At 60.3% G+C, this 12,471-nt stretch carries 12 protein-coding genes; 5 read left to right on the top strand and 7 right to left on the bottom strand.

Translation table 11 applies throughout. From position 1 onward, the window contains the following. Window positions 1–108 precede the first annotated feature (108 nt). The gene (locus HUW52_RS05635; protein WP_175553150.1) at window positions 109–1,446 is read left to right on the top strand and encodes an MFS transporter; all 1,338 of its coding nucleotides are present in this window, start codon (window positions 109–111) and stop codon (window positions 1,444–1,446) included. Between the two features lie 129 nt (window positions 1,447–1,575). On the opposite strand, the gene HUW52_RS05630 is transcribed toward HUW52_RS05635, so the two are convergent. The 4 genes from HUW52_RS05630 to HUW52_RS05615 all read right to left on the bottom strand — a co-directional run bounded on the left by HUW52_RS05630 (window position 1,576) and on the right by HUW52_RS05615 (window position 5,424). Then, a complete protein-coding gene (locus HUW52_RS05630) occupies window positions 1,576–2,454 on the bottom strand; it encodes a DMT family transporter (protein ID WP_175553149.1) in 879 nt (292 codons plus the stop codon). A 69-nt stretch (window positions 2,455–2,523) separates the two neighbouring features. Next, the gene (locus HUW52_RS05625; protein WP_016986165.1) at window positions 2,524–3,339 is read right to left on the bottom strand and encodes a sugar phosphate isomerase/epimerase; all 816 of its coding nucleotides are present in this window, start codon (window positions 3,337–3,339) and stop codon (window positions 2,524–2,526) included. Between the two features lie 2 nt (window positions 3,340–3,341). Next, a complete protein-coding gene (locus tag HUW52_RS05620) occupies window positions 3,342–4,403 on the bottom strand; it encodes a Gfo/Idh/MocA family protein (protein WP_175553148.1) in 1,062 nt (353 codons plus the stop codon). A gap of 244 nt (window positions 4,404–4,647) precedes the next feature. Continuing rightward, window positions 4,648–5,424 carry an IclR family transcriptional regulator gene (locus HUW52_RS05615; RefSeq protein ID WP_016986163.1) on the bottom strand — a complete coding sequence of 259 codons (777 nt, stop codon included), beginning with the start codon at window positions 5,422–5,424 and terminating at the stop codon, window positions 4,648–4,650. A 177-nt stretch (window positions 5,425–5,601) separates the two neighbouring features. Between HUW52_RS05615 and HUW52_RS05610 the strand changes: the two genes are divergently transcribed. The 4 genes from HUW52_RS05610 (at window position 5,602) to HUW52_RS05595 (ending at window position 10,190) form a co-directional block, all read left to right on the top strand. Next, a complete protein-coding gene (locus tag HUW52_RS05610) occupies window positions 5,602–7,341 on the top strand; it encodes an FAD-dependent oxidoreductase (RefSeq protein WP_175553147.1) in 1,740 nt (579 codons plus the stop codon). Beyond that, a complete protein-coding gene (locus tag HUW52_RS05605) occupies window positions 7,325–8,158 on the top strand; it encodes an aldo/keto reductase (RefSeq protein ID WP_175553146.1) in 834 nt (277 codons plus the stop codon). The genes HUW52_RS05610 and HUW52_RS05605 overlap by 17 nt, the downstream gene beginning before the upstream one ends. A gap of 193 nt (window positions 8,159–8,351) precedes the next feature. After that, complete coding sequence (locus tag HUW52_RS05600; RefSeq protein ID WP_016986160.1) at window positions 8,352–9,239, top strand: neutral zinc metallopeptidase; 888 nt, start codon at window positions 8,352–8,354, stop codon at window positions 9,237–9,239. After that, window positions 9,240–10,190 carry a hypothetical protein gene (locus HUW52_RS05595; protein WP_016986159.1) on the top strand — a complete coding sequence of 317 codons (951 nt, stop codon included), beginning with the start codon at window positions 9,240–9,242 and terminating at the stop codon, window positions 10,188–10,190. A gap of 115 nt (window positions 10,191–10,305) precedes the next feature. Here HUW52_RS05595 and HUW52_RS05590 read toward each other — a convergent pair whose 3' ends face one another. The 3 genes from HUW52_RS05590 to HUW52_RS05580 form a co-directional block, all read right to left on the bottom strand. Beyond that, window positions 10,306–10,899: an HAD family hydrolase gene (locus HUW52_RS05590; RefSeq protein WP_175553145.1), complete on the bottom strand. Its 594-nt coding sequence runs from the start codon at window positions 10,897–10,899 to the stop codon at window positions 10,306–10,308. Further along, a complete protein-coding gene (gene tesB / locus HUW52_RS05585; RefSeq protein WP_003228466.1) occupies window positions 10,896–11,765 on the bottom strand; it encodes an acyl-CoA thioesterase II in 870 nt (289 codons plus the stop codon). The genes HUW52_RS05590 and tesB overlap by 4 nt, the downstream gene beginning before the upstream one ends. 111 nt (window positions 11,766–11,876) lie before the next feature. After that, the gene (locus tag HUW52_RS05580; protein WP_016986158.1) at window positions 11,877–12,446 is read right to left on the bottom strand and encodes a GNAT family N-acetyltransferase; all 570 of its coding nucleotides are present in this window, start codon (window positions 12,444–12,446) and stop codon (window positions 11,877–11,879) included. Window positions 12,447–12,471: the final 25 nt, after the last annotated feature.

The following is a 12,471-nucleotide window of genomic DNA, read 5'->3' as shown; positions in this document are numbered from 1 at the left end:
GTCCACTGCCCAACATCGGCTGCACATTGAGTCCGGATCTGAACCACCGGTCGCAGCGTGCAAAGAAAAAAGCACACCAAATAACAAATCCAAAAACGGGTGGAACACATGATTCCTTCACAGACTTCCCGCATGGCTCCGGCCATGAGCACTGCCACGGGTGGCATCGGCGACAAGATCCGCGGCGCCATGGCCGTCGGCAAGACCCGATGGGGCATGCTGGCGCTGGTGTTTTTCGCCACCACCCTGAACTACATCGACCGCGCCGCCCTCGGCGTCATGCAGCCGATCCTCGCCAAGGAAATGAGCTGGACGGCGATGGATTACGCCAACATCAACTTCTGGTTTCAGGTCGGCTACGCGATCGGTTTCGTCCTCCAGGGCCGCTTGATCGACCGGGTCGGCGTCAAGCGCGTGTTCTTCTGCGCCGTGCTGCTGTGGAGCCTGGCCACCGGTGCCCACGGTCTGGCGACTTCGGCCGTTGGTTTTATGGTCTGCCGATTTATCCTTGGTCTGACCGAAGCGGCGAACTACCCGGCCTGCGTGAAAACCGCGCGCCTGTGGTTCCCGGCCGGCGAACGTGCGGTCGCCACCGGCATCTTCAACGCCGGCACCAACGTTGGCGCGATGTTCACGCCAATGCTGCTGCCGCTGGTTCTTCACGTCTGGGGCTGGCAAGCGGCGTTCCTGTGCATGGCGGCACTGGGCGGGATCTGGCTGTTGTTCTGGGGCTTGAAGTATTTCAACCCGGAAGACCACCCGAGCGTGAAACAGTCCGAACTGGACTACATCCAGCAAGAAGTCGAACCGGAACAGGCCCGCGTGCCGTTCTCGAAAATCCTCCGTATGCGCGGCACCTGGGCCTTCGCCCTCGCCTACTCGCTGACCGCGCCGGTGTTCTGGTTTTACTTGTACTGGCTGCCGCCGTTCCTCAATCAGCAATACAACCTGGGCATCAACGTCACCCAGATGGGTATTCCGCTGATCATCATCTACGTCACGGCGGATTTCGGTAGCGTCGGCGGCGGCATTCTCTCTTCGTTCCTGATCGGTCGCGGGATGAACTCGATCAAGGCGCGACTGCTGTCGATGTTCCTGTTTGCCTGCTGCATCATCGGCGTGGTCATGGCGGCTGGCTCGGCCAATCTGTGGGTTGCAGTCGCTGCGATCTCTCTGGCCATCGGTGCGCATCAGGCCTGGACCGCGAACATCTGGAGCCTGGTAATGGACTACACGCCCAAGCACATGATGAGCACGGTCTTCGGTTTCGGCGGCATGTGCGCGGCGATCGGCGGGATGTTCATGACCCAGATCGTCGGCCACATCCTCACCGTGACCAACAACAATTACACCGTGTTGTTCACCCTGATTCCGGCGATGTATTTCATTGCACTGACGTGGATGTACTTCATGGCACCGCGCAAGATTCCGACCATCACCGAATAACCTGGCCACTATATTGGCCCCTTGTGGGAGCGAGCTTGCTCGCGAATGCGGACTGACAGTCGAAACAAATGTGACTGACACACCGCTTTCGCGAGCAAGCTCGCTCCCACAGTTTCTTGTGTTGTCAGCTCAACGACGGCTTTGCTGCCACGCTGCCGCCAACCCGCTGCAGCAGATCACCGCAATGCCGATGATCGTCAACAGACTCGGCGTGTGATTGAACAGCAACCAGCCCAACAACCCGGCAAACACGATCTGGCAATAACCGAACGGCGCCAGCAGTGCCGGTGCGGCATGGCGGAACGCCTGGGTCAGAAACAGATGCGCAGTCATCCCGCAACTGCCCAGCGCCAGCATCAGCCCGGCGTGGGTCAGCGTCGGCACCTGCCAGAAGAACGGCACCAGCGCACTCATCACCAGCGTGTTGCACAGCCCGGCGAAAAAGTTGCTGGTGGTCGGGCTGTCGATCTCGGCGAGCTTGCGCGTCAGCAGTTGATAGAAACAGAAAAACAGCGCCGAGCAGAATGGCAACAACACCGCCGGGGTGAACAATTCACCGCCTGGGTGAACGATGATCAGCACGCCGATAAAGCCGCAAATCACTGCAACCCATTGGCCACGTGTCACCCGTTCCTTGAGCAGCGGCACGGACAAGGCTGTCACCAATACAGGCGCAAGAAAGTTCACCGCCGTGGCTTCCGCCAGCGGGATATACAGCAGAGCTGTGGTAAAAAACAGGCTCGTACCGAGTAGGCAAAGTGCTCGGGTCAACTGCCACAAAGGCTTTTTGGTACGCAGGACGCGCAACCCGGACTGCGGCAGAAAAATCCCCGCCATCAGTAGGGTGTGCACCAGATAGCGTGCCCAGACCACCATCACGATCGGATAGAAACCGGACAGGTATTTCGACAACGCGTCGTGACTGGAGAACAGGAAAGTTGCCACGACAATCAGCAAGATCCCCTTGAAGGGTTGGTTGACTCCGGAGAGCGGGGTGCTGACGGTCATTGGTTATCTCTGATTGAAAAAAACAATACTGTGGCGAGGGCGTTTGCGCCCTCGCCAAAAAAAACTGACTTACAGCCGCACCAACAATTCCCGCGTTTTTTCGATCGCCATCTGCGCCCGCTGCAATCCGCTCACACCCTGCTCCAGCAGTTTCACCGTGGGAATTTCCAGACTCAGTGGAATATTAGTCGGCAGCGCTTTCAACAACCCGAGCAGATCGCAATCACCCTCGCCGGGAAACCGCCGCTCGTTGCGCGCCTGACGCAAGATCTCGGCCATGTCTGACGGTCTTGGCCCCGCGACATCACATAATTGCGCGTAACGCAGGCGCGACGCTGGCACCTGTGCCAGATCCTCCAAGCGTGACGCTGAGCGATCAAAATGGAACGCATCGACCAGTACCGCAGCGTTTTCCCGATCCGCGTTCTCGACAATGCGCAACGCCTGCTCCAGATTGCGCGCATCGGTCCAGGGCATGAACTCCAGATGCGGGTGCAACCCGTAAGGTGCGGCCAGATCGCAAAGGGCCGCGAAGTTATCGCTGAGGCGCTGCTCGTCAGGATCGTTACCGGCAACCAGCAATTCAGTAGCGCCAAATTCCGCACCGATCGTAAGAAGTTTCTCGAAGTCGCTGACGACGGTTTGCGGTTTCAAACGCAGGATTTCCACGTCGAGCACGCGAATGCCGGTATCGCGCAGGCGCTGCAATGTCTGACGCCGCAAATCACCGTCGGCCACCAACGGGAAGTGATATTCCTCAGGCGTCGCCGGCTCCAGACGCAGGCCGACATGGCTGTAACCGGCGCGCGCAGCGACCTCGACCATCTGCGGCGGTGACAACTCCAGCACGGTGAGGCTGGCCAAGGAGAGGATTCGTTCGCTCATGTTCAAGCCTCGATCAGTACAGGAGCACAGGCACGACCGGAGGCGGCGGCCTCGCGGATCGCTTCGATCAGTGCCAAAGTGCGCGCAGCGTCGGCCGCACTGACCAGCGGCTCAACTTCACGCCGCGCCACGCGGACGAAATGCTGCAGCTGCAACCGCAACGCTTCGTCACCACCACAGGACTCTTCCACCACCTGCAACGGTTCATGCCAACCGGCATCGACCTGATCAGCGGCGTAATGCCAACGCTTGAGCTGCGGAATGCTCAAGGCGCCGGCAGTCCCGGCCAGCAGATAGCACGGCTGATCGGCCTGGCGCGGATAGACCGGATTCTCACCGGAATCCAGCTCCCAACTCCACGGCGCGGCGACCGCGTCGGAACCGTTCAATGTGCCCAATGTGCCACCTTCGAATTGCAGCAACACCGCCGCGCTGTCCTCGTTGGCAAAACCGCGCACTGAATTATCGGTGATGGCTTGTACCGAGCGCACTTCACCGCACAGATGCCGTAACAGGTCGAGGTCGTGAATCAGATTGGTCAGCAACATCCCGGCGCCCGGTTCGCGGCGCCACGGGATCTCGAAATAACTGTCAGGTTTGCGCAACTGGAACAGTGCGGTCACCGTGGTCAGACGTCCGAGCGCCCCGCTTTGCACCAATTCATGAGCGCGAACGATCAGCGGGTTGTGCCGCCGATGATGGCCGACCAGCACCGGCACACCGCTGCGTTTAACCATAGCAACCAGTTCGCGTACTTCATTGATGTGCACCCCGACCGGCTTCTCCAGAAGCACCGGCACACCCGCCGCCAGACAATCGAGCGCCGTGGGAACATGCTGATTATTCGGGTTGGCGACAATGACCGCGTCTGGCCGGATGAGCTCAAGCATCTGACGATGATCGGCGAAATGCCTGACGCCCCATTCAGCCGCCAAGGCTGCGGCTTGCGGCCCGGGATCAGCCACGGCGCACAGCGTCGCTTCGCTGAGGGATTGCAGATGCCGATAATGTTGCTGGCCCATGTTGCCGGCGCCGATCAAGGCGATTCGAAGGGGCGAATTCAAGGTGCGGTCCTCTTGTGATTGTTGTTGGAATAACACTCCGCAAACAATTTAGAACCGAGTTCCATAATCAAAAACCCATCCATCCTGAAACCGTGCGAACACCGCACAATTTCCATGAACAACCCAAAATCAAATGTGGGAGCGAGCTTGCTCGCGAAAGCGGATTTTCAGCTGACCTGAATGCTGAATGACAGAACGCATTCGCGAGCAAGCTCGCTCCCACAGAGGCCTATGTGAATTCAGATTAGATAAACAGTTCTGAGGCCAGGCTTGCAGCTGATAATTCTTCGGTGAAGGTCAGCAACAGCGGCGCCAGTTCATGCAACCGCGCCCCCGGCATCCGCGCACTCGGCCCGGCAATACTGAGCACACCGATCACGCGACCATCCGTTGGATGCTTCACCACCGCCGCAATCGCCGAAGTGCCGACCGCCGAACTCTCCTCGACACAGGCATAACCCTGCTCGCGCGCCAGGCGCAGCCGTTCCAGTAATTCGATATTCGAGCGCGGCGCGTTTGGCCCCACGCCCACCGGCACTTCCGCAGCCTGCCGCTCGACCAGTGACAACGCCTCGGCGTCACTCATGCACGCCAGCCACGCATGCCCTGACGCGGTGTAGAACAGCGGCGCATCGCGGCCCATGTCCGGGTCATAACGCAGACCGGTGCGCGCGCCTTGTGCTTTGGCGATCCAAGTCTGCCGTTCGCCATCGATCACGCCCAAACGTACCAGTTCGCCGGTTTCCTGAGCCAGTCGATCGAGCACCGGCTGGACGATGTCGGCACCGCTGCTCGACAAATACTGGAAGCCCATCGCGACGAGTTTGGTCGACAGGTGATAACGCAAGGTTTCCGCGTTCTGGCGCACGTAGCCCAGGCGAATCAGCTCGGCAAGCAAGCGGTGCGTCGCGCTTTTGGGGATATCCAGTTGCTCGGCCAGGGTCTGCATCGGCAGCCCGCGCGGATCACTGGTAAGGCTTTCCAGCACACTGAAAACCCGTTCGATTTGACTGCCGGCCATGGGGAGATCCAAAGGAAATTTCGCCGATTCTAGAAGACATCGGCGGCAAAGCGAAATCCGGAACCGGCTGTTCGATAACCGCCCGCTTTGTTGGATCAAAGCTTGTCGAGCCGCTCCAGCACTGGTTATTTTCTGGAATCAGATTCCAAAAAAAATTAATCGCTGGAGCGTTGTTTGATGTCTGCCGAACTCCCGGAAATCGACTGTGACGTACTGGTCGTCGGATCCGGCGCTGCCGGATTGTCGGCCGCCGTCACCGCCGCGTGGCATGGCTTGAAAATCATCGTCGTCGAAAAGGATGCGGTGTTCGGCGGCGCCACCGCATGGTCCGGTGGTTGGGCTTGGGTGCCGTGCAATCCGCTGGCCCGTCGCGCCGGCATCGTTGAAGACATCGAACAACCGCGCACCTATTTGCGCCATGAACTGGGCGAGCACTTCGACCCGGCGATGATCGACGCCTTTCTTCAAGCCGGGCCGCGCATGGTCGCTTTTTTCGAGCAGCACACCGCTCTGCAATTTGCCGACGGCAACGCCATTGCCGACATTCATGGCGACACGCCGGGCGCTGGCACTGGTGGCCGCTCGGTCATCGCGGCGCCTTACGATGGACGCGAGGTCGGACGCTTACTCAAGCGCCTTCGTACGACCATGCGCGAAACGTCCTTCATGGGCATGCCGATCATGGCCGGGGCGGATCTGTCGGCGTTCCTCAATCTGACGCGGTCGCTGAAAGCGGCATGGCATGTGACCTGGCGCTTTACTCGGCATCTGCTTGATCTCGCCGTGCATGGCCGGGCGATGCAACTGGTCAACGGCGTGGCGTTGGTGGCAAGGCTGGCGAAGTCCGCCGAAGACCTTGGCGTTCTGCTCTGGGGGTCGGCGCCGGTGACGGAACTGCTGCGTGATGGCTCGCGCGTCTCGGGTGCTGTGGTCAACACAGGCAAAGGCCCGATCCGCATTCACGCACGCAAAGCCGTGGTGCTCGCCGCCGGTGGCTTTGCCAATGACATCGAACGGCGCAAAGCCCTGTTCCCGCGCACACCCACCGGCCACGAGCATTGGGCGCTGCCACCGCTGGCCGTCAACGGCGATGGTTTGCGCCTGGGCGAAAGCGTCGGTGCACGGGTCAATACCGATGTGGCTTCGCCCGTGGCGTGGGCGCCGGTATCGCAAGTGCCACATTCCGACGGCAGCACCGGGCACTTCCCACACATCATTGAGCGCGGCAAACCCGGGATCATCGGCGTGCTGCGCAACGGCCAGCGCTTCGTCAACGAAGCCAACGGTTATTACGACTACGTCAGCGCCATAGTCGCTGCTGCGCCGGAAGGTGAAGAAGTCGCCTCCTGGCTGATCTGCACCCATGCCTTTCAACGGCGTTATGGCTTGGGCATATCGCGGCCATTTCCGCTGCCAGTGTCAGAATTTATCCGCAGCGGCTATCTGAAAACCGGTAACACCGTTGAAGAATTGGCCCTCGCCTGCGGCATCGACCCGAGCGGCTTGCGCCAGACTGTGGATAACTACAACCGCCATGCCCGTCACGGCGAAGACCCGTTGTTCGGTCGCGGCGCAACACCCTACAACCGCAAACAGGGTGATCCGGCGAACCTTCCCAACCCCTGCGTTGCCCCAATCGAAACCGGCCCGTTCTACGCCGTAAAAGTCCAGCCGGGCTGCTTCGGTACGTTTGCCGGCCTCAAGGTCAACCCACACGCGCAAGTGCTGGATGCCAACGAACAGCCCATCGCCGGCCTCTACGCAGCGGGGGGCGATATGGCCAGCATCATGGGCGGCCACTATCCGGCGGGCGGGATCAACCTCGGCCCGGCGCTGACTTTCGGTTACATCGCCGCCCGGCACATTGCCGGCATGACTGCTTTCGAACAGGAGATCGACCATGCAGCACATCGTTAATGCCCAAGGTTTGAACATGCCGAAACTCGGCCTCGGCACCTGGCCGATGCTCGGCGACGAATGCACTCGCGCCGTGGAGCAAGCGCTGGCACTGGGTTATCGACACATCGACACGGCAGCGGCCTACAACAACGAAGACGCGGTCGGACAAGCACTGGCGAATACGCCGACACCGCGCGAGCAGATTCACCTCACCACCAAGGTCTGGTGGGATCAACTGCAACCCGATGCGATGCGCCACTCCATGGACCGCAGCCTTACGGCCTTGCGCAGCGACTACGTCGACCTGTTCATGATCCACTGGCCAAGCACCGACTGGGATCTGCCACGCACACTCGACACGTTGGCCTCGTTCAAGGAGCAAGGCATGGCGCGCAACATCGGCGTGGCGAATTTTCCTCTGCCGTTGCTGCGCAAAGTCGTCGAGGAATACGGTATCGGACTGTCAGCGATTCAGGTTGAATACCACGTCCTCCTCGGCCAAAACGCTCTGCTCGACTACGCCCGTCAACACGACATGGCACTGACGGCCTACACCCCGCTGGCGCGCAACAAGGTCTCGGATATTCCGCAGATTCAACAGATCGCCCAAAAGCACGGCGTGTTGCCGACCCAGGTCGCGTTGAAATGGTTGCTCGATCAACCCAACGTCGCGGCCATTCCCAAGGCCAGCAGTCAGACCAATCAACTGGCCAACCTGGCCTCGCTGAAAGTCGAACTCGACGATGAAGACCGCGCATTGATTGCCGCGCTGTCGAAAAATCAACGCCAGGTCAGCCCGGATTTCGCACCGCAGTGGGATGCGTTTGATCGCTGATTGATAATCCAGCGATAGAAATCCTGCGCGGGATTGAATTTGCCGCGCGCCAGACCGTCAATAACAGGCCCGACCTCGTCAGCACGAGGCCGGGCCTGTTTGCGTGTGTGCCAATAGACGGACGACCGGACTGGCGCCACACTCACACAACAGCAACACTCATCACCACCCGATACACACAGAGGATTCCCACATGCTATGGAAAAAAGGCCGACGCAGTGACAACGTCGTCGATGCCCGTGGTGATGATGCCGGCGGTGGCGGCGGCATGCGCTTCGGTGGCGGCAAAGGCCTGAGCCTGGGGGCTATCCTGCTGATCGTCGGCATCGGCTGGATCACCGGGCAAGATCCACTGCAGATCCTCGGGCAGTTGACCGGGCAAGTCGGTCAACAATCGGCGCCCACTTCGCAAACCCGACAAGCGCCGCCGGCCAACGATGAACAGGCCGAATTCGTTCGTTCGATCCTCGGCGATACCGAGGACACCTGGGGCGCGATTTTCCAGCAGGCCGGCCGGCAATATAAAGATCCGACCCTGGTTCTGTTCAGCAATCGAGTGAATTCCGCCTGCGGTCTGGCGACCTCGGCCACTGGCCCGTTCTACTGCCCGGCTGATCAGAAAGTCTATCTGGACATGGCGTTCTTCCAGGAAATGTCGCAACGCTTCAAAGCCGCCGGCGACTTCGCTCAGGCCTACGTGATCGCGCATGAAGTCGGACACCATGTGCAGACGCTTCTTGGCGTCTCGGCGAAAATTCAGACAGCCCGCCAGCAAGGTCGGCAAATGGAAGGCGACGGCGGTTTGCTGGTGCGTCAGGAATTGCAGGCCGACTGCCTCGCCGGCGTCTGGGCCTACAGCGCACAGAAGCGCTTGAACTGGCTGGAACCGGGCGACATCGAAGAAGCCTTGAATGCGGCCAACGCCATCGGTGATGATCGCTTGCAACAACAAGGTCAGGGCCGTGTGGTGCCGGACTCGTTTACCCACGGTACGTCGGCGCAAAGGGTGCGCTGGTTCAAAACCGGATTCGCGCAGGGCCAGGTCGGCCAGTGCGACACCTTCGCGGCGAAAAACCTGTAAATGCATAAATGGCTTTTGGCTTTACTGATTGTTGGCAGCACCGCGCAAGCCGCCGGTGTCGATGCGATCAGCCCCGGTCGTTTGCAACTCAAGGCCGGGGAAATGGCGGTAGGCATTGGTCCTGCGCCGGAGAAAATCGAGCGCGTGCTGATCGTCATTCATGGCCGGTTGCGCAACGCCGAGACCTATCGCAAAAGCGCCGAGAGTGCGGCCGAACTGGCGGGACAAAGCGCGCACACCTTGGTGATCGCCCCGCAGTTTCTCAATGAAAGCGATGTCGCCCTTTATTCGTTGCCCGCAACCGTCCTGCGCTGGCAAGGCAACGAGTGGATGGGCGGTGGTTTATCCACAGGGCCGAATCCATTGAGCTCCTACGCCGCGCTCGATGAGATCGTCGGGCGGATCAGCGATCGTAAACAGTTCCCGGACGTGAAGCAGATCGTGATCTTCGGTCATTCCGGTGGCGGCCAGGTAGTGCAGCGTTATGCCCTGCTGGCCAAGGATCAACCGGCGCTTAAGGCCAACGGCATTCGCTTGCGCTATGTCGTGGCCAATCCGTCTTCTTATGCCTATTTCAATGAACAACGGCCGGTGGCGTTCGATCACGCCAAGTGCGCGGGCTTCAATCGCTGGAAGTACGGTCTGTCAGACATGCCGGTCTATGCCGGTGGGCAAACGCCGTTGCAGCTTGAGAGCAGTTACATCAAACGCGAGGTTATTTATCTGCTCGGGCAGCAGGACATCGACCCCAAGCATCCGGCGCTGGACAAGGGTTGTGAAGCCGAAGCGCAGGGTGCGTATCGCCTGGAGCGTGGCAAGTTGTACTTCGGTTATTTGCTGCGCCGGCATCCGGAAGGGGTGAATCAGCGGCTGGTTGAAGTGCCCGGGGTTGGGCATAACGGCGATGGAATGCTGACCTCGCCGGAGGGGCAGAAGGTGTTGTTCGAATAAGTTTTGTGCTGATTGATCTGACGCCATCGCGAGCAGGCTCACTCCTACAGGGGAATGTATTCCAATTGTAGGAGTGAGCCTGCTCGCGAAGAGGCCAGCTCAGGCACCAAAGATCTCAGGCCAGAAGCATCCGCCGCAACTCGACACAATCCTTCGCATGCCAATCGGTCAGCTCCGGCCACGGGTTTTCCGGCAGATTCACCAGCACTGTCCGCGCGCCCGCCGCGCGGCCGCAATCCAGATCAAAGCGGTAATCACCGACCATCACCAGCTCACTCGCCGGCACGTCCCAAGCGTCTGCCAGTTTCAGCAAACCACCCGGATGCGGCTTCGGCGGTGCTTCATCACGGCCCAACACATCGTCCACCGCAAAACAGTCAGCCAAACCAATGGCCTCCAGCGTCACATGTGCCAGTTCCCGCGCATTGCGGGTCAGAATGCCGAGGCGATAACCGCGCGCATGCAGATCACGCACCAGTTCCACCGCGCCGGTGGCCGGGGTCGAACCCAGCGCCAGATCCCTTTCGTGTTCCAGCAGCCAGGCATGTTTCGCTGCCGCCTCATCTGAAGGCAGCGCGGCGAGATGCGTGAGGATGTCGTCCTCCGGCGGTATCGCCAGCGCCACGCGAATCGCCGCAAAATCATGCACGGCGACGGTCAGCGTGCCGTCCATGTCGAACACCCAGTGCTTGACCTCTTTCAGGCTCATGCCCAATCCTTGCGATGACGGATCAAGCCTTCCTGGGTCACCGAGGCGACCAGTTGCCCGGCGCGGTTGTACACGCTGCCACGGGAGAAACCACGGGAATTGCCGGCCCACGGGCTGTCCATCGCGTAGAGCAACCAGTCATCGGCGCGCAGATCGTTGTGGAACCACAGCGCGTGATCGAGGCTGGCGACCTGCATGTCTTTCTGCCACACCGATTTGCCGTGGGGCAGCATCGAGGTGGTCAGCAGGCCGAAGTCCGAGGCGTAGGCCAGCAGGTATTTGTGCAGCGCCGGGATGTCGGCCAATGCGCCGTCGGCGCGGAACCACACGTATTTGACCGGATCGGCCGGCTGCGGGTTGTACGGGTCTTTTTCGGTGACCGGGCGCACTTCGATCGGTTTCGGGCACAGCAGTTTTTCACGCATGTGTTCCGGGATCAGGTGCGCGCGTTGCTGGGTCAACTCCAGCTCCGACGGCAGATTTTCCGGGCCGACCACGACCGGCATCTGACTCTGGTGCTCGAAGCCTGCCTCGTCGTACTGAAACGAAGCGCTGCAGGTGAAAATCGGGTGGCCCTTCTGGATCGCCGTGACGCGGCGAGTGCTGAAGCTGCCGCCATCGCGCACGCGATCAACCGAGTAGACCACCGGCAACTTGGCATCGCCCGGGCGCAGGAAATAGCCGTGCATCGAGTGCACATGACGCGCCTCTTCAACCGTCTGACTGGCCGCCGACAGCGACTGACCGAGTACCTGACCACCGAACAACTGACGGAAACCCAAGTCCTGGCTACGGCCACGGAACAGGTTTTCTTCGATCGGTTCCAGGGTCAGCAGGTCGACCAGATCTTCCAACACTTGGCTCATTCAGACTCTCCTCACACAAAGCTATATACCGCGCAGTCTTGGCTGCGGCGGCCGATTCAGATTCTGGCGCGGGCCAATGATATGGCGGCCATTGTAAACGTCCGTGTCGGCTTATCCATGCAAGGTTTGCAGCCATTGTTCCCGGGTGATGCGGTACAGCACATGCCGGCGCAGCGGATGATCGACGGCCAGCTTCGGGTGATCGAAATCATCTTCCGGGGCGTGATGCATGCCAATCGCCTGCATGACTTTCTCCGAGGGCAGATTGGATTGCGCGGTGAAGGAGACGATTTCCTTTAGCGCCAACCGATCAAAGCCGCAGCGCAGAGCAGTCCACGCCGCTTCACTGGCGTAACCGAGGCCCCAATGCTCCTTGGCCAGACGCCAGCCAATTTCCACCGCTGGCGTGAACGGTGCATCGAAACCGACCACGCCGAGCCCGGTGAAACCGATGAATTCACCGCTGTCCTTGCGCTCCAGCGCCCAAAGGCCAAAACCGTGCTCGGCAAAATGCCCGCGAATCCGGCCGATCAGCGAAGCGCTTTCGAGGCGGCTCAACGCTGCCGGGAAATAGCGCATCACCTGAGGATCGGCGCACATCGCGGCAAATGCCGGCAAATCCTCGTCCTGCCACTGACGCATCAGCAAGCGCGCGCTTTCGAGTTCCAGTATCGGCTCCATCGTGCCTCTCCGTTTCCATGCCGCA

It is taken from the genome of Pseudomonas sp. 43A, assembly GCF_013363935.1.
Lineage (GTDB): Bacteria > Pseudomonadota > Gammaproteobacteria > Pseudomonadales > Pseudomonadaceae > Aquipseudomonas > Aquipseudomonas crudilactis.
Note: the sequence above shows the minus strand (reverse complement) of the source record. Positions and strands in the feature narration are given on the sequence as shown.

Bases quoted from the DNA above. Each gene is read 5' to 3' on its own strand.
- HUW52_RS05635 (WP_175553150.1), top strand. From the start codon at position 109: ATGATTCCTTCACAGACTTCCCGCATGGCTCCGGCCATGAGCACTGCC.
- HUW52_RS05630 (WP_175553149.1), bottom strand. From the start codon at position 2,454: ATGACCGTCAGCACCCCGCTCTCCGGAGTCAACCAACCCTTCAAGGGG.
- HUW52_RS05625 (WP_016986165.1), bottom strand. From the start codon at position 3,339: ATGAGCGAACGAATCCTCTCCTTGGCCAGCCTCACCGTGCTGGAGTTG.
- HUW52_RS05615 (WP_016986163.1), bottom strand. From the start codon at position 5,424: ATGGCCGGCAGTCAAATCGAACGGGTTTTCAGTGTGCTGGAAAGCCTT.
- HUW52_RS05610 (WP_175553147.1), top strand. From the start codon at position 5,602: ATGTCTGCCGAACTCCCGGAAATCGACTGTGACGTACTGGTCGTCGGA.
- HUW52_RS05605 (WP_175553146.1), top strand. From the start codon at position 7,325: ATGCAGCACATCGTTAATGCCCAAGGTTTGAACATGCCGAAACTCGGC.
- HUW52_RS05600 (WP_016986160.1), top strand. From the start codon at position 8,352: ATGCTATGGAAAAAAGGCCGACGCAGTGACAACGTCGTCGATGCCCGT.
- HUW52_RS05595 (WP_016986159.1), top strand. From the start codon at position 9,240: ATGCATAAATGGCTTTTGGCTTTACTGATTGTTGGCAGCACCGCGCAA.
- HUW52_RS05590 (WP_175553145.1), bottom strand. From the start codon at position 10,899: ATGAGCCTGAAAGAGGTCAAGCACTGGGTGTTCGACATGGACGGCACG.
- tesB (WP_003228466.1), bottom strand. From the start codon at position 11,765: ATGAGCCAAGTGTTGGAAGATCTGGTCGACCTGCTGACCCTGGAACCG.
- HUW52_RS05580 (WP_016986158.1), bottom strand. From the start codon at position 12,446: ATGGAGCCGATACTGGAACTCGAAAGCGCGCGCTTGCTGATGCGTCAG.